Source organism: Methylobacterium nonmethylotrophicum (assembly GCF_004745635.1).
In the GTDB taxonomy this organism is placed as follows: Bacteria; Pseudomonadota; Alphaproteobacteria; order Rhizobiales; family Beijerinckiaceae; genus Methylobacterium; species Methylobacterium nonmethylotrophicum.
The window spans coordinates 207,310-229,728 of the sequence record NZ_SRLB01000001.1 but is presented as its reverse complement, the minus strand read 5'-3'; the positions used below and the strand labels follow the sequence as shown (position 1 = coordinate 229,728).

Annotated in this window: 18 protein-coding genes; 11 read left to right on the top strand and 7 right to left on the bottom strand. The window is 72.7% G+C overall.

Annotated elements, in window-relative coordinates; genetic code table 11:
- Positions 1-137: 137 nt before the first annotated feature.
- Positions 138-4,829 carry a glutamate synthase large subunit gene (gene gltB, locus EU555_RS01065; RefSeq protein WP_135412596.1) on the bottom strand — a complete coding sequence of 1,564 codons (4,692 nt, stop codon included), beginning with the start codon at positions 4,827-4,829 and terminating at the stop codon, positions 138-140.
- 694 nt (positions 4,830-5,523) lie between these two features.
- Here gltB and EU555_RS01060 point away from each other — a divergent pair.
- Positions 5,524-6,585 carry a threonine aldolase family protein gene (locus EU555_RS01060; RefSeq protein WP_135412595.1) on the top strand — a complete coding sequence of 354 codons (1,062 nt, stop codon included), beginning with the start codon at positions 5,524-5,526 and terminating at the stop codon, positions 6,583-6,585.
- Positions 6,586-6,614: 29 nt separating this feature from the next.
- Here the strand turns inward: EU555_RS01060 and EU555_RS01055 are convergent, their stop codons facing one another.
- On the bottom strand, positions 6,615-7,676 hold the full coding sequence (locus tag EU555_RS01055) for an HD-GYP domain-containing protein (RefSeq protein WP_135412594.1): 1,062 nt from the start codon (positions 7,674-7,676) through the stop codon (positions 6,615-6,617).
- Positions 7,677-8,526: 850 nt separating this feature from the next.
- Between EU555_RS01055 and EU555_RS01050 the strand changes: the two genes are divergently transcribed.
- Positions 8,527-9,900 carry an MFS transporter gene (locus EU555_RS01050; RefSeq protein ID WP_135412593.1) on the top strand — a complete coding sequence of 458 codons (1,374 nt, stop codon included), beginning with the start codon at positions 8,527-8,529 and terminating at the stop codon, positions 9,898-9,900.
- Positions 9,901-9,922: 22 nt separating this feature from the next.
- Here EU555_RS01050 and EU555_RS01045 read toward each other — a convergent pair whose 3' ends face one another.
- The 3 genes from EU555_RS01045 to EU555_RS01035 form a co-directional block, all read right to left on the bottom strand.
- A complete protein-coding gene (locus EU555_RS01045) occupies positions 9,923-10,105 on the bottom strand; it encodes a hypothetical protein (RefSeq protein ID WP_135412592.1) in 183 nt (60 codons plus the stop codon).
- 144 nt (positions 10,106-10,249) lie between these two features.
- Positions 10,250-10,648, bottom strand: a complete 399-nt coding sequence (locus EU555_RS01040) for an SWIB/MDM2 domain-containing protein (protein WP_135412591.1) — start codon at positions 10,646-10,648, stop codon at positions 10,250-10,252.
- Between the two features lie 167 nt (positions 10,649-10,815).
- On the bottom strand, positions 10,816-11,835 hold the full coding sequence (locus EU555_RS01035) for an aldo/keto reductase (RefSeq protein ID WP_135412590.1): 1,020 nt from the start codon (positions 11,833-11,835) through the stop codon (positions 10,816-10,818).
- Between the two features lie 282 nt (positions 11,836-12,117).
- Here EU555_RS01035 and EU555_RS01030 point away from each other — a divergent pair, with 282 nt between their 5' ends.
- From EU555_RS01030 to EU555_RS01010, 5 genes are all read left to right on the top strand, one after another.
- Positions 12,118-13,296, top strand: a complete 1,179-nt coding sequence (locus EU555_RS01030) for an MFS transporter (protein ID WP_135412589.1) — start codon at positions 12,118-12,120, stop codon at positions 13,294-13,296.
- A 67-nt stretch (positions 13,297-13,363) separates the two neighbouring features.
- Positions 13,364-14,020: a sigma-70 family RNA polymerase sigma factor gene (locus EU555_RS01025; protein ID WP_135412588.1), complete on the top strand. Its 657-nt coding sequence runs from the start codon at positions 13,364-13,366 to the stop codon at positions 14,018-14,020.
- A 203-nt stretch (positions 14,021-14,223) separates the two neighbouring features.
- Positions 14,224-14,709 carry a DUF2721 domain-containing protein gene (locus EU555_RS01020; RefSeq protein WP_205820729.1) on the top strand — a complete coding sequence of 162 codons (486 nt, stop codon included), beginning with the start codon at positions 14,224-14,226 and terminating at the stop codon, positions 14,707-14,709.
- A 78-nt stretch (positions 14,710-14,787) separates the two neighbouring features.
- Entirely contained in the window at positions 14,788-15,222 is a 435-nt protein-coding gene (locus EU555_RS01015) for a PRC-barrel domain-containing protein (protein WP_135412587.1), read from the top strand.
- Positions 15,223-15,230: 8 nt separating this feature from the next.
- Positions 15,231-16,229, top strand: coding sequence for a hypothetical protein (locus EU555_RS01010; protein ID WP_245524077.1), 999 nt, complete (start codon positions 15,231-15,233; stop codon positions 16,227-16,229).
- A 29-nt stretch (positions 16,230-16,258) separates the two neighbouring features.
- Here the strand turns inward: EU555_RS01010 and EU555_RS01005 are convergent, their stop codons facing one another.
- Positions 16,259-16,630 carry a hypothetical protein gene (locus tag EU555_RS01005; protein ID WP_135412586.1) on the bottom strand — a complete coding sequence of 124 codons (372 nt, stop codon included), beginning with the start codon at positions 16,628-16,630 and terminating at the stop codon, positions 16,259-16,261.
- 169 nt (positions 16,631-16,799) lie between these two features.
- On the opposite strand from EU555_RS01005, the gene EU555_RS01000 reads away from it, so the two are divergent.
- From EU555_RS01000 to EU555_RS00990, 3 genes are all read left to right on the top strand, one after another.
- Positions 16,800-17,474, top strand: coding sequence for an HAD family hydrolase (locus EU555_RS01000; protein ID WP_205820728.1), 675 nt, complete (start codon positions 16,800-16,802; stop codon positions 17,472-17,474).
- A gap of 82 nt (positions 17,475-17,556) precedes the next feature.
- Positions 17,557-18,699 carry an alpha/beta hydrolase gene (locus EU555_RS00995; protein WP_425375065.1) on the top strand — a complete coding sequence of 381 codons (1,143 nt, stop codon included), beginning with the start codon at positions 17,557-17,559 and terminating at the stop codon, positions 18,697-18,699.
- Between the two features lie 545 nt (positions 18,700-19,244).
- Positions 19,245-20,366, top strand: coding sequence for an adenylate/guanylate cyclase domain-containing protein (locus EU555_RS00990; RefSeq protein WP_135412585.1), 1,122 nt, complete (start codon positions 19,245-19,247; stop codon positions 20,364-20,366).
- A 7-nt stretch (positions 20,367-20,373) separates the two neighbouring features.
- Here the strand turns inward: EU555_RS00990 and EU555_RS00985 are convergent, their stop codons facing one another.
- Positions 20,374-21,543 (bottom strand): DUF2336 domain-containing protein, encoded by a 1,170-nt coding sequence (locus tag EU555_RS00985; protein WP_135412584.1) that lies wholly within the window; start codon positions 21,541-21,543, stop codon positions 20,374-20,376.
- A 389-nt stretch (positions 21,544-21,932) separates the two neighbouring features.
- Here EU555_RS00985 and rpsF point away from each other — a divergent pair, with 389 nt between their 5' ends.
- The gene (rpsF, locus tag EU555_RS00980) at positions 21,933-22,418 is read left to right on the top strand and encodes a 30S ribosomal protein S6 (RefSeq protein ID WP_135412583.1); all 486 of its coding nucleotides are present in this window, start codon (positions 21,933-21,935) and stop codon (positions 22,416-22,418) included.
- Position 22,419 lies beyond the last annotated feature (1 nt).

Genomic DNA, 22,419 nt, shown 5'->3' with positions numbered 1-22,419 from the left:
CTTCCGGAGAAGTCGCGACCTCGATGAAGGGCGCCCGCTAGATCGGCGTCGCGCTGCCCCTCTCCCGGCTCTCTCCGTTCGCCACCCTCCCCCGCAGCGGGGGGAGGGTTTTCCGCGTCGGTCCCCGGACCGACGGATTACTCCGCCGCCACCGGCATCCGGGCCCGCTCCATCTCGCGCAGGGCCCGCCGGTACTCGACCGGCATCACCTTCACGAACTTGGTGCGGTAGGTGTCCCAGTTGTCGATGATCGCCTTGGCGCGCACCGAGCCGGTATACTTCAGGTGGTTGTTGATGAGCCCGACCAGGCGCTCCTCGTCGTGGCCCGACATGTCGGCCAGGATGTCGATGCGCCCCTTGGTCTCCAGGTCGCCGTCCTGGTGGAAGCGGCGCATGAACTCGTCCTCCTCCTCGACCGGCTCGAGATCGACCATCGACAGGTTGCAGCGCTTGGCGAAGGAGCCGTCCTCGTCGAGCACGTAGGCGATGCCGCCCGACATGCCGGCCGCGAAGTTGCGGCCGGTCTCGCCGATCGACACGACGACGCCGCCGGTCATGTACTCGCAGCCGTGGTCGCCCATGCCCTCGACCACCGCGATGGCACCGGAGTTGCGCACCGCGAAGCGCTCGCCGGCGGCACCCCGGATGTAGGCCTCGCCGGCGATGGCGCCGTAGAGCACCGTGTTGCCCACCATGATGGTGCGGTCCGACGGCGAGCCGAGCGCGTCCGAGGGCCGGATGATCAGCTTGCCGCCCGACAGGCCCTTGCCGACATAGTCGTTGGCGTGGCCGGTCAGGCTGAGCGTCACGCCGGCGGCGAGCCACGCGCCGAAGCTCTGGCCGGCGGTGCCGGTGAGCTTCACCGTGATGGTGTCGTCCGGCAGCCCCTCGTGGCCGTGCGCCTTGGCGACCATCCCTGAGAGCATCGCGCCCGCCGCCCGGTCGGAGTTGCGGATCGTGTCCTCGACGGTCGTCGCCGTCCCGGTCTCGATCGCGTCGCCGATGGCGGCGATGAGCCGCCGGTCGAGGACCTGGTCGATCGGGTGCTTCTGCGCCTCGACGTGGCGGAGCGCGACCGTCTCCGGCACGTCCGGCTTGTGAAACAGCCGGGTGAAGTCGAGGCCCTTGGCCTTCCAGTGCGAGATCGCCGCGAGCTTGTCGAGGTATTCCGAGCGCCCGATCAGGTCGTCGAGCTTCGTGACGCCCAACGACGCCATCAGCTCGCGCACCTCTTCGGCGACGAAGAAGAAGTAGTTGATGACGTGCTCAGGGGTGCCCTTGAAGCGCTTGCGCAGCACCGGGTCCTGGGTCGCCACGCCGACCGGGCAGGTGTTGAGGTGGCACTTGCGCATCATGATGCAGCCGGCCGCGATGAGCGGCGCGGTCGAGAAGCCGAACTGGTCGGCACCGAGCAAAGCCGCGATCAGCACGTCCCGGCCGGTGCGGATGCCGCCGTCGGCCTGGAGCGCCACCCGGCCGCGCAGGTGGTTGAGCACCAGCGTCTGCTGGGTCTCGGCCAGCCCGATCTCCCAGGGACCGCCGGCATGCTTGATCGAGGTGAGCGGGGCCGCGCCGGTGCCGCCGTCGAAGCCCGAGATGGTGATGTGGTCGGCGCGCGCCTTGGCGACGCCGGCCGCCACCGTGCCGACGCCGACCTCCGCCACCAGCTTGACCGAGACCTCGGCCGCCGGGTTGACGTTCTTGAGGTCGAAGATCAGCTGGGCCAGGTCCTCGATCGAGTAGATGTCGTGGTGCGGCGGCGGCGAGATCAGGCCGACGCCCGGGGTCGAGTGGCGGACCTTGGCGATCTTGGCGTCGACCTTGTGGCCGGGCAGCTGGCCGCCCTCGCCGGGCTTTGCTCCTTGAGCCACCTTGATCTGCATCATGTCGGCGTTGACGAGGTACTCCGCCGTGACACCGAAGCGGCCGGACGCCACCTGCTTGATCGCCGAGCGGCGCGAGCGGCCGTCCGGCAGCGGCCGGTAGCGCTCGCGCTCCTCGCCGCCCTCGCCCGAGTTCGAGCGGCCCCCGAAGGAGTTGACGGCGATCGCCAGCGTCTCGTGCGCCTCCTTCGAGATCGAGCCGTAGGACATCGCGCCGGTGGCGAAGCGCTTGACGATCTCCACCGCCGGCTCGACCGCGTCGATCTCGACCGGGGTGCGGCCGAGCTCCGCCGCGCTCTTGATCCGGAAGAGGCCGCGGATCGTCTTGAGGTGGTTCTCCTGCTCGTTCACCATCCGGGCGAAGGCCCGGTAGCGCTCCGGCAGGTTGAGCCGCACGGCGTGCTGGAGCGTCGCGACGGTGTCGGGCGTCCAGGTATGGGCCTCGCCGCGCAGGCGGTAGGCGTACTCGCCGCCGACGTCGAGGGCGGTGCGGTAGACCGGCGCGTCGCCGAAGGCGTCGCGATGACGGCGCGCCGTTTCCTCGGCGACCTCGGCCATGCCGATGCCCTCGATGGTGGTCGCCGTGCCGAAGAAGTCGCGCTCGACGAAGGCCGAGTTGAGGCCGACCGCGTCGAAGATCTGCGCGCCGCAATAGGACTGGTAGGTCGAGATGCCCATCTTGGACATCACCTTGAGCAGGCCCTTGTCGATCGACTTGATGTAGCGATAGACGATCTCGTCGTCCGAGATGTCGGGCGGCAGCTCGTCCTTCATCGAGAGCAGGGTCTCGAAGGCGAGGTAGGGGTTGATCGCCTCGGCGCCGTAGCCGGCCAGGCACGCGAAATGGTGCACCTCGCGCGGCTCACCCGATTCGATCACGAGCCCGACCGAAGTGCGAAGCCCCTTGCGGATCAGGTAGTTGTGCACCGCCGCGGTGGCGAGCAGAGCCGGGATCGGGATCCGGTCCGGGCCGACGGCGCGATCGGACAGCACGATGATGTTGTAGCCGCCGCGCACCGCCGCCTCGGCGCGGTCGCAGAGGCGGTCCAGCGCCCCCTCCATCGCCTGCGCGCCGGTCTCGGCCGGATAGGTGATGTCGAGGGTCTTGGTGTCGAAGCGGTCCTCGAAATGGCCGATGCAGCGGATCTTCTCCAGGTCCGCGTTGGTCAGGATCGGCTGGCGCACCTCGAGGCGCTTCTTGCGCGAGGTGCCCTCGAGGTCGAGGATGTTCGGCCGCGGCCCGATGAACGAGACGAGGCTCATCACGGCCTCCTCGCGGATCGGGTCGATCGGCGGGTTGGTCACCTGCGCGAAGTTCTGCTTGAAGTAGGTGTAGAGGAGCTTGGGCTTGTCGGAGAGCGCCGAGAGCGGCGTGTCCGTGCCCATCGAGCCGACCGCCTCCTGGCCGGTCACGGCCATCGGCTGCATCAGGAGCTTGAGGTCTTCCTGGGTGTAGCCGAAGGCCTGCTGGCGATCGAGCAGCGACACGTCGGTGCGCGATTCCCGCGGCTGCACCGGCCGCAGGTCCTCGAGCACGATCTGGGTGCGCTTCAGCCAATCCTTGTAGGGGTGGGCGGCGGCGAGCTCGCTCTTGATCTCCTCGTCGGAGACGATGCGGCCCTTCTCGAGGTCGATCAGCAGCATCCGGCCCGGCTGCAGGCGCCAGGACGAGACGATCGTCTCGTCCGGGATCGGCAGCACGCCCATCTCGGAGGCGAGCACCACGAGCCCGTCCTTGGTGACGAGGTAGCGGGCGGGCCTGAGGCCGTTGCGGTCGAGGGTCGCGCCGATCTGGCGGCCGTCGGTGAAGCAGAGCGCGGCCGGGCCGTCCCACGGCTCCATCAGGGCGGCGTGGTACTCGTAGAAGGCGCGCCGCTCGTCGGTCATCAGCGGGTTGCCGGCCCAGGCCTCGGGCACCAGCATCATCATGGCGTGGGCGAGCGGGTAACCGCCCTGGACCAGGAACTCCAGCGCGTTGTCGAAGCAGGCGGTGTCGGACTGGCCCTCGTAGGAGATCGGCCAGAGCTTCGAGATGTCGTTGCCGAACAGCTCGGAATCGACGCTGGCCTGGCGCGCCGCCATCCAGTTGACGTTGCCGCGCAGCGTGTTGATCTCGCCGTTATGCGCCACCATCCGGTAGGGGTGCGACAGCCGCCAGGTCGGGAAGGTGTTGGTGGCGAAGCGCTGGTGCACCAGCGCCAGGGCCGAGACGAAGCGCTCGTCCTTCAGGTCGAGGTAGTAGTGGCCGAGCTGGTGGACCAGCACCATGCCCTTGTAGACGATGGTGCGCGAGGACAGCGAGACGGGATAGAACTCCTTCAGCCGCGCGTCCTTGAGGGTGTAGACGGCGTTCGAGATCACCTTGCGGACGAGGTAGAGCCGGCGCTCGAAGGCGTCCTGGTCGGCGCTCGAGGCCGGGCGGCCGATGAACACCTGGCGGTGGCGCGGCTCGCTCTGCCGCACGCTCTCGCCGAGGTCGCTCGAATCGACCGGCACGTCGCGCCAGCCGAGCAGCGTCAGGCCCTCGTCGGCGATCGCCTTCTCGACGATCCCGGCGACGAGCTGGAAGCCCTCCTCGTCCTGCGGCATGTAGAGCTGGCCGACGCCGTAATGGCCGGCCTCCGGCAGGCTGATGCCGAGGCGCTCGGCCTCCGCCGCGAAGAAGCCGTGCGGGACCTGCACCAGGATGCCGCAGCCGTCGCCCATCTTCGGGTCGGCGCCGACGGCGCCGCGATGGTCGAGATTCTCCAGGATCTGCAGGCCCTGCTGCACGATGGCGTGGCTGGCCCGGTTGTGCATGTCGGCGATGAAGCCGACGCCGCAGGAATCCTTCTCGCGGCCGGGATCGTACAGGCCCTGGCGCGCCGGCAGGGCGGGGTCGCGCACGACGAGGGCGGGGACCGCCTGACCGCGGGTGGGGTGCTGGGACTGGTCCGTGCCGCTCATCGTGTGGTCTCCAAGGTCTCGTCTTCCATGTGGCTCGCGGGCGAGCGCGTTCGTTCACGGCGAAGGCGACCGGGCATGCCGGCCGGACAAGGACTGCCTGCTTGGCAACCGGGCGGGCCTGCCGCAGAGGCAGGCCCGCGGTTCCGGGCAGGTATACCCGCCTCATCAGGCGGGCGAAGTGGCGCGGACGGCCGCAGGGGCGCCGCGGAGGCGCGCGCCGAGGGCACGGCCGCCGCCTCTTTGTCGTTTCAGTCCGCGGGAGGTTCGGTCGCGTCTCGCGAAGGGAGCGCCCGCACCTCGCGAGCGCCCGGCAGGCTGGGTGTCAGCCGGCGTGCGCCCGCACCGCCCGAATGGCGGCGCGTTTCCAATCTCGTTTGGCCGTCGTGCAAGCCACAAGCCAGCGCCCTTGCGACCCGGAGGCGCGGGGCCCGACCGGGAAAATGGGACAGCGGTACTGTCCTAACTCGCGGAACCTGCCAGATTTCAACCGCTCCAGCAAGAGGCCATTCGGCCGGGCCTTGTGCTTTTCTTGCGTTTCGCGGCCGCGCCCCGCAACGAAACGCCGAATCCGCGCGGGCTCGCGCATCTTTTCCCCGCCGCCGGCGCGCATGACCGGCATGAGCGGCGGCGCCTCGCGCAGGGATGGGCCGCCCGGCATGATGCACGCCACCGGGATCGAGGGAGCGTCAGTCCGATGAATTTTTCGAGCGACAACGTGGTGGGCGCCAGCGCTCCGGTCCTGGAGGCGATCGTGCGCCACAACGGCGGCACGATGCCGGCCTACGGCGCCGACCCGCTGACGCTCGGGCTGACCCCGCGCTTCCGCGACCTGTTCGAGCATGCCGACCTCGCGGTCTTCCCGGTCGCCACCGGCACCGCGGCGAACGCGCTCGCCCTCTCGGTGATGGTGCCGCCCTTCGGCCTGTGCCTCTGCCACGAGGAGGCGCACGTGATGGAGGACGAGTGCGGGGCGCCGGAATTCTACACCCACGGCGCCAAGCTCCAGGGCCTGCCCGGCCCCGGCGGCAAGATCGCGCCCGAGACCCTCGACGGCTTCCTCTCCGGCCTCACCCGCCACGTGAAGCAGATGCCGCCGCGGGCTCTCACCCTGTCGCAGCTCACCGAGAGCGGGCAGGTCTACACGGTCGAGGAGATCGCGGTCCTGAGCCGGATCGCCCACGCCCACGGGCTCACCGTCCACATGGACGGGGCGCGCTTCGCCAACGCCCTCGTGGGCCTGGGCTGCACGCCGGCCGAGATGACCTGGCGCGCCGGCATCGACATCCTCTCGTTCGGGGCGAGCAAGAACGGGGCGCTCGCCGCGGAAGCCATCCTGGTCTTCCGGCCGGACCTCGCCGAGACGCTGGAGTACCGCCGCAAGCGGGCCGGCCACATCCTGTCGAAGGGCCGCTTCCTCGCCGCCCAGCTCGATGCCTACCTGGCGGACGGCCACTGGCTCGCGAACGCCGCCCACGCCAACCGGATGGCGGCGCGCCTGGCCGCGGGCCTCTGCGAGATCCCGGGCGTGCGCCTGGCCTGGCCGGTCCAGGGCAACGAGCTCTTCCCGATCCTGCCGGCCGGCCTCGATCGGGCCCTGCGCCGGGGCGGCGCGCTCTACTACGACTGGGCGAGCCGCAGCCTGCCGGAGGGCGAGGCATTGCGCGAGGGCGAGGCGATGATCCGCCTGATCGCGGCGTTCTCGACCACCGAGGCGGAGGTGGAGGCCTTTCTCGCGCTGGCGCGCCGGGCCGGCTGAGCCCTCGCGCCGTCACCCGCGCGGCCGCCTCACGCGGCGGCCGCCATCGCCTCGCCGAAGGACTGCACCAGGCGCGCCTCCAGCTTGCCGTGCATGCCGGCCAGGATCCTCAACGCCTCGGCCATCGGCATCGGGTCCTTGTAGGGGCGGCGCTCGGTGAGGGCGGCGTAGATGTCGCAGATGGTCAGCAGGCGCACCATGTCGCCGATCGCGCCGCCGACGAGCCCATCCGGGTAGCCCGAGCCGTCGAGCATCTCGTGGTGGTGGCGGACCGCCGAGAGCGTCATCGGGTCGATCTCGCCGCCCGCGAGCAGGATCTCGTGGCCCAAGGCCGCGTGGGTGCGCATCACGGCGAACTCGTCCGGCGCGAGGCGGCCGGGCTTGTTGAGGATCTCGAGCGGGATGCGCGCCTTGCCGACGTCGTGGATCAGGGCGGCGCGCACGAAGCGGAACTGGTCCTCGTGGCGGAAGCCGAGATGCAGGGCGAACTGCGCGGCGAGGCCGGCCACCAGCAGGCAGTGCTGGTAGGTGGCGTCGTCGTGGGTCCAGACCGTGTCGAGCCAGCGGGCGAGGCCGCCTTCCTGCACCGCCGTCAGGATCGGGCCGAGGCCGGCCTCGACGGCGCCCATGCGGACCTGCTGGCCGGCCCTGGCCTCCGCCAGGAGCCCGGTCAGCGCCTCGCCGGCCCGGACCACACCCAGACCGACCGCCCGCTCCGCACTCTCCGCGAAGATGCCGGCCTGGTTGGCGAGGGCCGCCACGATGGTCTCGGGCGGCGCGTAGGCCGGCATGCACACCGTCGCCCCGAGGGTCTTGGCGTGCCGCAGGGTTTCGCGGGTCGTCTTGCGCAGGAGGCAGACCACCGGCAGGTCGCGGTCGCGGAAACGGTGCTGCAGCGCGCGCAGGCAATGGTCGGTCTCCGGCCGCGACAGCGTCACGTCGGAGATCACGCCGGCGAGGCCCCGCCGGTGCTGCCAGGTTTCGTCGGGGCCGACGACGTCGCAGGCTCCGATGACCTGCAGGGCCGCGCTGATCGCGGCACTGCGGTCCGGCCTGTCGGTCACGAGGACGAAGGTCCTCTCGTCGGGCATCGCATCCCTCCCGGCGGCCGTCCGGCCCCTCTGCATTCCCGCATTACAGCGTCACTCCCGAACAAATGCTTACGGCAAAGTCGGAGGGTCGGGACAGGTGATGCCAGGCCAAATGATGCCTGCCCACATGAACACAGCTCGAGTGAGGACGGCCGGCATGGAGGCAGAGGAAGAGAGAACGGTGATCGGCCCGGCCACCGTATTCGGCCAGTGCGGGACTTTACCCCCCGACACAGGTACAAGCCGCGAGATAAGCCGCGAGACAAGCCGCTCGTCATAACCGTAAGACGGCCGTCGCCTTCGACAGGTGACGTCCTTGGCCAGCCCCAGGGCCGGGGATCGGGCGGCGCGCAGGACGGCCCCTGGCGCCACGGGCCGGCGGTGGGCCACGGCGCCCGATAAAAGCGTCCCTTGCGAGACGCGGCCGGCCCCGACGGCGCGGTCGATCGGCCGTGAGTGCCGCTCGGCATGGGGTTGATGCCTGGACGGGGCGGCGGGGCCGAGACGGGCCGCCCCGGGCGCTCCAGACACCTCCGGAAGGGCGTGTCGCCGCATCCGCGCGTCCCGGAGGGACACCGGATCTCCGCCTGCGGCGCAGGGCCGGGATGAGGCCGGGGCCAGGTGCGACGGGCGCAGCTTTGGGCTAGGCCTCCGGCGAGCGCGCGGCGCTCGCCATGAGCGCGCGGCGCTCGCCATGAGCGCGCGGCGCTCGCCATGAGCGCGCGGCGCTCGCCATGAGCGCGCGGCGCTCGCCATGAGCGCGCGGCGCTCGCCATGAGCGCGCGGCGCTCGCCATGAGCGCGCGGCGCTCGCCACGAGCGCGGACGCGCTGGACAGGAGCGCGGGACGGATGACGGGAGCGGTGAGGCCGGTGGCGGCGGAGGTGGCCGACGGCCTGCCGGGCCGGGAGCGGCTGTGGGCGATGCTGGCGATCGGCATCGCCATGAGCATGGCGGTGCTGGACGGCGCCATCGTCAACGTCGCGCTGCCGGTGATGGCCCGGGACCTCCAGGTCGCGCCGGGTGCCGCGATCTTCATCACCAACGGCTACCAGCTCGCCGTCACCGCGGCCCTGCTGCCTCTGTCCTCGCTCGGCGACATCCTGGGCTACAAGCGTGTCTACTGCACGGGGCTCGCGCTGTTCACCCTCGCGTCGCTGGCCTGCGCGCTCGCCGGCTCGCTGCCGGTGCTGGTGGCGGCCCGCATCGTCCAGGGACTCGGCGCGGCCGGGATCATGAGCGTCAACATCGCGCTCGTGCGCTTCGTCTACCCGCACCGGATGATCGGGCGCGGCGTCGGCACCATGGCGCTCATCGTGGCGGTCGCCTCGGCGGCGGGCCCGAGCGTCGCGGCGGCGGTCCTGTCGGTGGCGAGCTGGCCGTGGCTGTTCCTCGTCAACGTGCCGCTCGGCCTGACGGCGCTGATCCTCGCGGCCCGGATGCTGCCGGTGACGCCCCGCAGCGGCGCCCGCTTCGACGGCTTGAGCGCATTCCTCAACGCCCTGTTCTTCTGCCTGCTGATCACCGGGGTGGACGGGCTCGGCGAGCCGGGCCGCAGCGGGACGGCGCTGGCCCTCCTGGCGGCGGCGGCGATCGTCGGCGGCGCCTTCGTGTGGATGCAGGCCCGGCTGCCGGCGCCGCTCCTGCCGATCGACCTCCTGCGGATCCCGGTCTTCGCGCTGTCGATGGTGAGCTCGGTCTGCTCGTTCTCGGCCCAGATGATGGCCTACGTCGCCCTGCCGTTCTACTTCCAGGACGTGCTGCACCTCTCGAGCACGCAGACCGGGGTGCTGATGACGCCCTGGCCGATCGCCATCGCGGTGATCGCCCCCTTCGCCGGGCGGCTCGCCGACCGCTACCCGCCAGGGCTCCTGGGCGGCATCGGCCTTGTCGCCCTGTCGGCCGGCCTCGCCCTGATGGCGACGGTGCCGCCGGACGCCTCGTTCCCGGCCATCGCGGCGCGGCTGACCCTGTGCGGCCTCGGCTTCGGGCTTTTTCAGTCGCCCAACAACAAGGTCATCATCACGAGCGCGCCGCGGGAGCGCAGCGGCGGCGCGAGCGGCATGCAGTCGACCGCGCGGCTGCTGGGCCAGTCCCTCGGGGCGGCCGTGGTGGCGGTGATCTTCGGCTATCGGCACACCGGCGGGACCGTCGCGGTGCTCTGGCTCGCGAGCGCCCTGGCGCTCGGCGGCGCCGTCGCGAGCGGGCTCAGGGTGCGGCGCTGACGACCTCGCCGCCGGCGAGCCCTCAGCGGGTCGTGTCGAGCGCGGCGCAGTCCCGGCGGCCGCTCATGAGGCAATCCTCGCGCACCGATTCACGCCGGAGCGTGTTGGCGAGCCAGACGCCGCCGATGACGAGGGCGGCCAGGAACAGGATGGCGGCGAGGGCGCGGCGGCGGCCCGCCTCGTCCGGATCTCGGGAAGGCGGCATCGGATCAGACCGGCGGGACGACCTCGGGCCTTTGGCGCGGCCGGCACCGCCCCCCGCTTCCGCTCCGAGCCCTCACGTCGCGAGGGCCGGTGGCCGCCCGGCGCGGGCGGCCATCCGGGGGGAGCACGGAGGAGGCCGTCCGCCCTACTTGAGATGCTGGGCGAGGTACTTGTTCATCTCGAACATCGTCGCCTTGTCCTTGCCGAAGACCTTCTTGAGCTTGTCGTCGGCCAGGATCTCGCGCTTGTTCTCCGGGTTCTGGAGCGAGTGCTTGCGGATGTAGTCCCAGACCTTGCTCACCACCTCGCCGCGCGGGATCGGCTTGTCGCCCACGATGGCGCCGAGCTCGGGAGTGGGCTGCAGCGGCTTCTGCAGGGCGTTCGGCTTGTCGCCGGATTTCGGCGCCGCGACCTTCTTGCCCTTGCCCTCGTCGCCGGCGTCCTTGGCGGCCGCCTTCTTCGGAGACGCTTCCTTGGCGGCGGCCTTCGGGGCGGCTTCGGGCTCGGCTTTCGTCTCGGCCTTCTTGGTGGTCTTGGTCGCCATGGGTCTCCTCCGGTCTGCAACCCGTCTCCCAGGGCCGAACAGTGGACATGCCTGGGCACATAGCGTCAACAACTAAGCCGTGCGCGGCGCGTTCCAAGAGGAAATCGCCATCGGGCCGGCGTCATCCACATCGGATGCGCTGTTAGCCTGACGCGACAGAGCGTGACTCAGTCGAGAGGCGCCGTCCAGGTGGTTCGCCCCTCGAGCGGGTAGGCCGGGTCGGTGTAGCCCGGGGTCGAGGGATGGCCCGCCGGCACCAGGCGGTCGACCAGGGCCTCGTCCTCGGGCGTGAAGCGGTAGGCCAGGGCCCCGGCATAGGACCGCCACTGGTCGAAGGTACGGGGTCCGGCGATCACCGCGGTGACGGCGCGGTTGTTGAGCACCCAGGCCACCGCGAAGTCGATCACCGAGGCGCCCTTCCCCTCCGCGTGGCTCTTGAGCTCCGCGGCGATCCGCAGGCTCTCGGGCCGCCACTCGGTCTGCATCATGCGGGCGTCGCCGCGCCCGGCGCGGGTGCCCTCCGGCGGTGCCTCGCCGGGGCGGTACTTGGCGGTGAGCACGCCGCGGGCCAGCGGCGAGTAGGGCACGACGCCCAGGCCGTAATGGGCGCAGGCCGGCAGGTGCTCGACCTCCGGCATCCGGTTGAGGGCGTTGTAGTAGGGCTGGCTCGCCGCCGGCCGGTCGATGCCGTGCTCGTCGCAGAGCCGGCAGATCTCCGCGACCCGCCAGGCGCGGTGGTTGGAGACCCCGAAATACCGCACCTTGCCGGCCCGGATCAGGTCGGCCATCGCCCGCACCGTCTCGGAGAGCGGCGTGTCGTGGTCCTCCTTGTGGAGGTAGTAGAGGTCGATCCGGTCGGTGTTGAGGCGCTTGAGGCTGGCCTCGCAGGCCTGCACGATGTGGGCCCGCGACAGGCCGCGGTCGTTCGGGCCCTGGCCCATGGCGTTCGCCACCTTGGTGGCGAGCACCCAGGCGTCGCGGTCGCGGGCGATGGCGCGGCCCACCACCTCCTCCGAACGCCCCTCGGTGTAGGCGTTGGCGGTGTCGATGAAGTTGATCCCCTGCTCGCGGGCATCCGCGACGATGCGCCCGGCCTCGTCGTCGGGAGTGGGACCGCCGAACATCATGGTGCCGAGGCAGAGCGGCGAGACCTTCAGGCCGGACCGGCCGAGCGTGCGGTACTCCACAGGCGTTCCTCCCCAGATGATGGCGTTTGCGTGACCGTGGCGGGGATCACGCACCCGCCCGCATACGCATTGTGGATGCCGGGGTTTTCCCCTTCTTCACCCTGTTCGGCAAGCTCGCGTTAAGCACGGAATCGCGACAGTCGCGCCATGATCATCGCAGCCCTCTCCCTCGCCTTCTGCGCCGCCGGCGCCCTCGTCCTCGGCCTCGGCGCCATCGTCACCATCGAGCCGCGGCGGGACGACCCGCACGGCGCCGGCCTGCTCTGACGCGACGGCGGCGGCGTGCCTCCCGCGCTGCCGCGCTTCCTCCTCGTCTACGCCGCGCTCTACGCCGGCTACGGCCTCACGACGCCGTTCCTGCCCGCGCTCCTGTCCGAGCGCGGGCTCTCCCCGACCGAGGTCGGCCTGGTGCTCGCCGCCGGCACCGGCATCCGCCTCGCCGCCGGTCCCCTGGCGGGCCGGATCGCCGACCGGCTCGCGGCCGGCCGGGGCGTACTCGCCGCCTGCGCCCTCCTGTCGGCGGCGAGCGCGCTCCTCTACGTCGTCGGCCACGGCTTTCCCGGGCTCCTCCTCGCCGGCCTCGCCCACGCCGCCGCGACGGCGCCGCTCGCCCCGCTCGCCGACGCCCTGGCGCTGCCGGCAGCGAGCGCGGCGCGCTTCGCCTACGGCACCGTCAGGGGGGCGGGCTCCGCCGCCTTCATCGCCGGCACGCTGGCGGCCGGGCAGGTCACCGGGCTTGCCGGCCTCGCGGCCCTGCCGCTCGCGGGCGCCGCCGCCTTCGCGGTGCTGGCCGGGGCGAGCCTGCGCCTGCCGGCCGCCGCCGCCGCGCCCGGCGCCGGGACGCCCGCCGCCGCGGGCGCGGGCGCGCTCCTCCGCTCGTCCGCGTTCCGCCGCCTCGTCGCGGTGGCGGCCCTGGTGATCGGCAGCCACGCGGTGCACGACGCCTTCGCGGTGATCCGCTGGCGCGAGGCGGGCCTCGCACCCGCGACCGCAAGCCTGCTCTGGGCCGAGGCGGTGGCGGCGGAGGTGCTGGTCTTCCTCGGGCTCGGCCCGCCCCTCGTCGCCCGCCTCGGGCCGGCGGGCGCCCTGGCGCTGGCGGCTTGCGCCGGGATCGTGCGCTGGTCGGTGGCGGCGCTCACGGTCGCGGTGCCGGTGCTCGCCGCCATCCAGGCCCTGCACGGGCTGACCTTCGCGCTCCTGCACCTCGCGGCGATGCGGGTCCTGGCCGGGACCGTGCCGCCATCGCTCGCGGCGACGGCCCAGACTCTCTACGGCACCCTCGGCCTGGGGCTCGCCACCACCCTCGCGACGCTCGCCTCGGGCCCGCTCTACGCCGCCCTCGGCCCGGGGGCGTTCTGGGTGATGGCGGGGACCTGCGCGGCGGCGCTGCCGCTGGCGCGGGGGCTCGGCGCGAGCCCGCCGGGGGACGACGGGTCCGGGCCGCCTGACCGGAAGAACTAGTACGTCGGGCTCATTGTAACGGTAGGCCGGGACGTGCCTTAAGCCGTCGGTCACCGGAGACCGCACGATGCCGCTGCCCCTGAAGGACACGGAGCGCGCCGAGGCGCCGGCCCTGCCGTCCGGCATCCAGGCCCATCTCGGGGCGGCCCTGCGCGCCGCCTACGACGAAGCCGCCGTCCCGCCCTCGGACCGCCTGCAGGAGCTGCTCGCCCGCCTCACGGCGGCGCTGGCGGGCCTCGACGCCGCGCCCGCGGAGGCCTTCCGCCGCGACCTTCTCGAGGAGGTGCCGCGGCTGCGCCGCCGCGCCCTGACCCTGTGCAACGACCGCGCCCGGGCCGACGACCTGGTGCAGGAGACCCTGCTCAAGGCCTGGGCGGCGCAGGACCGCTTCGCCCCCGGCACCCACCTGTCGGCCTGGCTCTACACCATCCTGCGCAACAGCTTCTATTCCGAGCACCAGAAGCGGGCCCGCGAGGTCGGCGACCCCGACGGGCTGTTCGCCGCGAGCCTCGTCTCCCTGCCGGCCCAGCACGGCAGCCTCGACCTGCGCGACGTCCAGGCCGCCCTCGACCGCCTGGTGCCGGACCAGCGCGAGGCGCTGCTGCTCTCCGCCGTCCACGACCTCTCCTACGAGGACATCGCGACCGCGATGGAGTGCCGGGTCGGCACGGTGAAGAGCCGGATCAACCGCGCCCGGGCGCGGCTGGCGGAACTCCTGGGCTGAGTGCGGCCTGACCCAGATCGGGCTCGACCATCCGGGCTATGCCGATCGGCTGCGGCAGGTCGCCGGCCCCCGCAGGCGCGGGCGCCGGCTGCCGGGAACCGAGGCACCCCGTCCGGGCGCGGGGGTGGGATCCGTCCCCGGGCCCTGACCGTTCGTCGGAACGACCTTCCCTCCCTCCCGGAATCCGGCACGATCCCGCCCGCATGATCCCCTCCCCGGACCCGTCCCAGGTCGATTCGACCGCCCACATCATCCAGGTCGCCCTGACGCCGGTCTTCCTGCTGTCCGGCATCGCGACGCTGCTCAACGTCTTCTCGACCCGGCACGCCCGCATCGCCGACCAGGTCGAGAAGCTCTCCGACCGCATCGCCGAGCGGCCCGGGGACCAGGCGCGGCTCCGCGACCTGCGCCGGCGCAGCCTCGCCCTCGACGTGGCGGTGGTGATCGCGGCGCTCGGCGGGGTGGCGATCTGCGGCGCGGTGCTGACCCTGTTCCTCGGCACCCTGCGGGATGCCGCGGTGGCGAGCGTGCTGTTTTCCCTGTTCGGCGCCTCGATCGTCTGCACGCTCGCCGCGCTCACCGCCTTCGCGGTCGAGATGATGCTGGCGAGCCGCACCGTGCGCACCGAGGTGGCCGAGCAGCAGCAGGAGGAGGCCGAGGGAGAGGCCGGGCGTGGCGCGGCGGGCTGAGCGCGGAACCGGCGCCGGACCGGCCGGTTCCCCAGAGACGTTCCCTCGAGCCCCTCCCCTCACGCGCCGGAGCCCGCCATGCCGACCGAACTCCCCAACGAGCGCGCCTTGCGCGAGCCCGGCTCGATGGAGCTCGACCCGTCCGGCGACGGCATCGCCCGCGACGAGACCCGCCGGCTCATCGCCTCGAACAAGGTCGAGGGCACGGCGGTCTACGACCGCACCGGCGAGCATCTCGGCAGCGTCTACAACTTCATGGTCGACAAGGTCTCGGGCCAGGTCGCCTACGCGGTCCTGTCCTTCGGCGGCTTCCTGGGCTTCGGCGAGAGCTACCACCCGGTGCCCTGGAAGGCCCTGACCTACGACCTGCGCCTCGGCGGCTACGTCATCGACATCGACGCCGACACCCTGGCGGGGGCGCCCCGCCACGGCCCGGGCGAGGACCCGTTCACCGACCCGGCCTATGGCGGGCGCCTCGACGACTATTACGGCGGCCGCGCCCCGACGCTCTGAGGCGGGCCATGTCCGACGCGGGCCAGGAGACGGACCAGGACGGAGGGACGCCGCAGGCGCCGGCCGGCGAGGTCGCCCGCGGGGCGGGCTTCGCGGTGGCGCCCGGCACCGCCAAGCGTCCCGGCGTGCTGGTGGCGATGCCGTTCGACCGCGCCCTGCTCGCCCGCTTCAAGGAGACCTTCCCGACCGCCCGCTGGCGGCGCAAGCTCCGGCGCTGGTTCGTGCCCGGCACCACCGCCGAGCAGCGGGCCGATGCCTGGATCGCCCGGGAGATCTCCGCCCTCGACGCCTACGGCGACGACAAGGGCCGCGACGCCTACGCGTTCGAGCCCCTGGAGAGCCCCTACCTGGCGGCGGGCGACGACGCGCTCGTGGTCCGCACGCCCTATTCACGCAGGGTGGTGGAGACGCTGCGCACCATCCCGTTCGCCGCCTGGGCGCCGGAGATCCGCGCCTGGCGGGTGCCCTGGCGCTCCTACGAGGCGCTGAAGGAGGTCTGGCCGATCATCGAGGAGGCGGCCATCTTGAGCGAACCGGCGGCGCGGCGGGCCCGGCGCGAGGCCGCCCGCGACCCCGCCGCCGAGGCGGAGCGTCGCCGCCGGCGCCACCCGGTGCCGCGGGGCGATCCCCCGCCGCTCGGGGCGGCGGTAGAGGTGGCGGGAGCCGGCGTCGTGGTGTTCGAGGCCCTCGACGACGCGGCCATCGCCGAGCCTGAGGCGCTCGCCCACTACCCCGCCGTCACCGCGCCGGGGCCCCTGGTCTGGGGCTGGTGGCGCATCCCGACCTTCGGGGAGGTCGCCGAGACGGTGCCGGCGGCCGCCCCCGACGCGCCCGGCCGCGGCTGGTGGCCGGCGACCCGCACCGGCCTGGAGGAGCGCCTGCGGCGCCTGCGCGAGACCGCCCGGGCTCAGGAGACCCGGGCCAGGAACGAGACCCGGCCCCGGCAGGAGGCCCGGTCCGACGCGCCCGAGGCGAAGGCGGCCGGGACGGAGAGCCGCGGGCCGTGAGGCGTCAGGGCCCCCGGGACCCGGAGGTCTCAGAACTTGCCGCCGAGCCCGACCGAGCCGCCCGACCCGATGGTGGGCGACAGGCTGCTGCCCCCGCTGCCGCTCGACCCGCCCTCGCCCTCGATGTCCTCGCGGCGGATGCGCCGGGGCGGGGCGCTCAGGGTGTCGCTGCCGGCCCGGCTGTTCGTCGGGACGTTGAGGCGCCGGGTCGGCTCGGTCGTCGCCTGGGCGAGGTCGCCGCTGCTGCGGGCCGGGGCCTTCACGTCGCCGCGCAGGGAGGGCGGCGGGCCGACCTCGCCCGCCGGGAGCACGCCGCCGACCTGGCCGAGGGGATTCTGGATGCAGCCGCCCGCGAGCGCGGCCACGGCCACGACGAGGCAGGCTCTGGACAGGACGGACATCGGCACTTCCCACGGTTCTCGTCAGGGGCGTCCCGCGCGGTCGGCGGGGACGGCGTTGACGAACCTCTAACGGCCGAGGCGCCCGAAGGCCAGCCGCCGGGGCCTCGGCCCGCGGAACCCCAGTGCTTTGCGCCGCTTTCGTGCTCGGCTGCAACAGAGGGCGCCCGCCATGATCCGCAACCTGATCTTCGACATCGACGGGACCCTGCTCGACAGCGTCGACCTGCACGCCGCGGCCTGGGCCGAGGCGTTCCGGCACTTCGGCATCGACGTCCGGGAGGACGCGGTCCGCGGCCAGATCGGCAAGGGCGGCGACCAGCTGATGCCGGTCTTCGTCCCGCCCGAGCGGCTCGCGCGCGAGGGCGAGGCGATCGAGCGCTTCCGCTCCGATCTGTTCAAACGACAATACCTGCCGCGGGTGAAGCCGTTCCAGGGCGTCCGGGCCCTGTTCGCGCGGCTGAAGCAGGAGGGGCACGTCCTGGCGCTCGCCTCCTCCGGCAAGGCCGACGAGGTCGAGCGCTACCAGGAGATCGCCGGCATCAGCGACCTCGTCGACGTGGCGACGAATTCCGACGAGGCCGAGCGCTCGAAGCCGCATCCCGACATCTTCGAGGCGGCGCTCGCGCGGCTCGGGCATCCGCATCGCGGCCAGGCGATCGTGATCGGGGACTCGCCCTACGATGCCGAGGCCGCCGTCAAGGCCGGGCTGCCGGCGATCGGCGTCCTGTGCGGCGGCTTTCCCGAGGCCGACCTGAGCGCCGCGGGGTGCACGGCGATCTACCGCGACCCGCAGGACCTCCTCGACGGCTACGCGAGCTCGATCCTGCGGCGCGGTCTGCCCTAGGGGAATTTCCCCGGTTCGCCTTGCCGGGGGGCGCGGGGCGTGCGAAGCGTGCGGCACCGATCGCAGACAGGATTCGACTCCCGTGTCCGGCCCGCGCCGCCTCGCCGCCCTGCTCCTGGTCGCCGCGTCCCTGGCCGGCCCCGCCGCCCTCGCGCAGCAGCCGGCGCCGCCGACCGCCGACGCATCGGACTTCGCCCGCCTGGAGGCGGCCCAGAACGCCGCCAACGCCAAGGCCGGCGCGCGCACCGTGCCGGGCCGGCGCATCCCGGTGCCGGAGACGGTGAGCCCGGAATTCCAGGCCACGATCGCGGCGCCCTACCGGGTGCCGTCCTGGAACGCCGACCCGGGCAGTGCGGCGGAGTGGAAGGCCCTCGTCGCCAAGCTCGCGGCCCAGACCGCCGCCCCCCTGCCGGCCCTGCGCGAGCGCCTCGGCGTGGTCTCGACCCCGGAGGTGATCGGCGGCGTCAAGGCCTGGATCATCGCCCCCAAGGAGGTGCCGGAGCGCAACCGCCACCGGCTGCTGGTCCACATCCACGGCGGCGGCTACGTCTACAACCCGGGCGAGGCCGGCACCCTCGAGGCGGTGCTGATGGCGGCCTTCGGCGGCTTCACGGTGATCTCGTTCGACTACCGCATGCCGCCGGACGCCCCCTACCCCGCCGCGATGGACGACGCGATGGCGGTGTGGAAGGCGGCGCTCAGCCTCCAGCCGGCCGAGAACATGGCGGTGTTCGGCACCTCGACCGGCGGCGGGATGACGCTGGCGCTGATGCTGCGCGCCAAGCGCGAGGGCGTGCCGCTGCCCGCCGCGATCGCGCCCGGGACGCCGTGGTCCGACCTGACCGAGACCGGCGACAGCTACAAGGCCAACGAGTGGCTCGACAACGTCCTGGTCTCCTACGACGGCTACCTGACCCGGGCCGCCCAGCTCTACGCCGCCGGCCACGACCTGCGCGACCCCCAGCTCTCGCCGATCTACGGCGACCTGCGCGGCCTGCCCCCCACGATCCTGACCACCGGCACCCGCGACCTCTTCCTCTCCAACACCGTGCGCACCCACCGCAAGCTGCGCCAGGCCGGCGTCGAGGCCTCGCTCCAGGTGTTCGAGGGCATGAGCCACGCCCAGTACCTGTTCAACCCGGACGCGCCGGAGACCCGCGAGGTCTTCGGGGAGATCGCGACCTTCCTCGACAAGCATCTCGGGACGGCGGCGAAGAAGCCATGAGGACGGGGCCGCTCTCCGGCCGGCCCGTGAAAGTGGTCCGGGGCGGTGAGCCCTCCGCGCTTGATACGGTCTTCGCTTGATCTGTTCGAAACAGGGAGAGCGCACCTCCCCTCTTCCGTCTGGGCGGTTGCATTCACACGACGCGGTCTGATTGCTCTCCCCGTTGAAGGTCGCGCGCCTCCCCTCCCCCACACCTTGCAGCGGATCCGGGCAAGCCCGGGATCGCCTGCAGAGGGGATCCCGCGCCTTGCTCGTTTGAGAACAGTTCATCCGGAAGTCGCGTGACCCGCCGCAGGCCTCGAAGGCAGCGGGACATTGCGTTGTAACGTCCCAATCACCTTGACGGCACGCTCGCCTGCCGCAGCTTACGAAGGCGGATCGCGATCCGCGCGGCACCACCGCCGGCAGCGTCGACCGAGCGGTGCCGCACGACCCCGGGACGGGCCGAGGCCGTCAGGTATCCGGGTGTCACGCTGCCGCCGTGATCGTCCGGCCTGCTCGCGCGACGGCGCGCGCGACCTTGAGTCCGCGACCTGGAGACGACGATGTCGAACGGCACCGCAACCTTCTGGGTCACGATCGCGGCGATCTGCGCCGCGTCCGGCGCCCTGCACGGGATCCTGTTCTACGACGGGCCGTCACCGATCGGGATCATCTACGGGACATGCATCGGCGTCCTGGTGATCGCGTATGAACGCGGCGTCTTCCTCGCCGGATACAGCCGGCGCCTGCGACGGCTCCCGAGCCTCGCCTACCTCGCCGCCGCAGAGATCAGCATGGTGGTGGTGATCCTCGTCGCCATGGCGCTGACCGGCGTGGTGTTCTGGGCGTTCGGCACCGTGCACAAGACGCTGCTGGAGGCCGTTACGCCCAAGCTCCACACCACCCTGTTCGCGGTGGCGGCCTCGGCGCTGATCGTCACCGGCCTGCGGGTGCGCGACCTGATCGGCAGCGAGACCTTCACGAACCTCATCCTCGGACGCTACCACCGCCCGGTCAGCGAGGAGCGGATCTTCCTGTTCCTCGATCTCGTCGGGTCGACGGCCTATGCCGAGCGCCATGGCGACCTGGCCGCCCAGGAACTGCTGAAGGCCGTGTTCGCGGCGATCGCCCAGCCGGTCCGCCGGTACCGGGGCCAGATCGACGATTATGTCGGCGACCAGGTCATCGTCTCCTGGCCGATCGCGCGCGGCCTCGACGAGGCCCGGTGCGTCGCCTGCGTCTTCGCGATCCGCCGGAGCCTCGCGGCCGATCGGGACCAATGGATCGCGCGCTTCGGCCTCCTGCCCGAGCTGCGCGCCGCGCTGCATGGCGGCAGCGTGGTCACGGCGGAGGTCGGCGTCGACCGGCACAAGATCGCGTATTTCGGGGACGTCATGAACGCGACCGCGCGGCTCGAATCCCTGTGCCGGGAGACCGGGCGCCCCGTGCTGATCTCGGACGCCGTCCTGGCCCGGCTTCCGGCGCTGCCCGCGGGCATCGACGCCGAGCCGCTCGGGTCGCACCGCCTGCGCGGGCGCAGCGAGACGATGGTCGTGCATGCCCTCGCGGAGACGGCCGCGCGCGAGACCGCCGGCGGCCGCGCAACGGCGGAAGCCGGGCTCAGGCGCCCCGTGCCGGGCGGCACGGCACGGCCGGCGATGCTCGGCGCAAAGCCGGCCGCGTGAGCGCCGCTCACAAGACGCGCGCTGCACCGAGGCGGGCGACGGGATGGTGCGCGACAGGCAGGCGGCCGGCCGCCGCCTCGCTTCTCCGCGGCGCCTCGACGGGATCGCCGAACAGGATCACGTCGCTCGGGTCCCGCTCCGAGACGGGGTTCATGACGGCCTTCGGCCGCTCGGCGACCAGGTCGCGGGCCTGCGCCACCGTCACGGCCCGGAAGTGCCGCACCGCCTCGCCGGCGGCCTCCGGGGTCAGGAGCGGGCCCGGGCGGGCGCGCAGGTAGGCGCCGAGGGTGGAGAGCCTGAGATCCGCCGCCCGCACGATCAGCGCCAGCGCCCGCAGGCCCGCGGAGCGATGCGCGGCCTGCGCCCGCGCGGCGGGGCAGCCGGCGAGATGGGCGAGGCCCAGCAGCGCCTCGGTGACACGGCCGTTGGCGAGCCAGTGGCGGAGATCCGCCTCCTCGAGCCCGAGCCGGACGCGCAGAGCCACGGCCTCGGCGGCCCGCCGCGGCGGGGCCGGAGGGCCGGAGGGCCGGGCCTGCAGGAACGCCGCGCGCTGGTGCGGCGGCAGGGTGCCGCGGGCCTCGAGCGCCGCCGCGAAGGCGGAGCGGTCCTCGACGCGCTGGGCCAGGACCGCCAGGGCGGCAAGCGAGAGCTGCGCGCCCCGGTTGCCCAGGAGCGTCGCCATCACCGCCTGGTCGCCGCGATCCGCCAGGATGTCGGCCACCCGGGCCGCGACGCGCTCGCGCCGGGCGATAGCCGCGAGATGCGCCTGGCCGCTCGTGCGGGCGACGCGCAGCAGCACCTCGTCCGGCAGGGTGGCGCAGGAGGCCAGGACCGGCACCGCCACGCCCGGGTCGGGATCGCAGGCGAGCTGGCGCGCCAGCTTGTGCGGGGGGCGGGGCAGGCCGCTCACCCGCCGGGCGAGGCGCCCGCGCGACTCGGCGCCGGCGCCCTCGGCCAGCACGGTCATGACCTCGTCGAAGGCGCTGACCTGCGGCGGCGACAGCCGCCCGGACCGGGCCACCAGCAATTCCGTGACGTCGCGCAGGGCCCGGCGCTGGCGCGCCGCATCGGTGCCGGCGACGACCCGCTCGGCCTCGTCGACGAGGTCGGCGAGCGCCGCCGCCCCCTGCCGGGCGGGCGGGAACCTGTCGAGCCGGGGGGCCGCTGCCGACGCCATCGCGATTCGACTTCCTTGCGAGAGACTGCCTGGCCGTGCGCCGGCGCCAGGATGCGCGGAACATGGTTACTCACTTCTTAGCAGCCCGCCTGAGCGGCCCGGCGGCGCCCGCAATCCGCGTTTCCGCCTTGCCGTTCCGTGAAAACCTGCTATAGGCCGCGCCTCGCGTTCGCTCCGGCCGGGGGCTGAACGGACGGTGTCGGGCCAGTCGGCCCGCCACAGGGGTCCGCCCCGTCGTCCCGTGTCTCCGCCTTCGAACAACCGCTCGGGCCTTTGCAGGCTCGAAGGGCTTGGCGCCGTGCGACGCGAGGACGAACCGGCCCGACGCTAGAACCCCGCACCCCGCGTTGTCTGGCAGCGGGCCTCTGTCTCCCTGAGAAAGGCCCATCATGGCTCTCTACGAGCATGTGTTCCTGGCTCGCCAGGACGTGACCTCGCAGCAGGTCGAAACGATGGTCGAGACCTACAAGTCCGTCATCGAGCAGAACGGCGGCAAGGTCGAGAAGACCGAGATGTGGGGCGTGAAGTCCCTCGCCTACCGCATCCGCAAGAACCGCAAGGCGCACTTCACCCTCCTCAACATCGACGCTCCCCCGGCGGCTCTCGCCGAGATGGAGCGCCAGATGCGCATCTCCGAGGACGTGCTGCGCTTCATGACCGTGCGGGTCGAGGAGCTTGAGAGCGAGCCCTCCGCGATGATGCAGAAGCGCGACCGCGACGAGCGCAAGGACCGTGAGCGCGGCCGGCGCCGGGACGACGACGGTTTCGGCGGCGGCTTCGGCGGCGACCGCCCGGAGCGCGGCGATCGCCCGGAGCGCGGCGACCGTCCGGAACGCGCCGAGCGCGCCGAGCGCAACACGAACGAGGAGCAGTAAG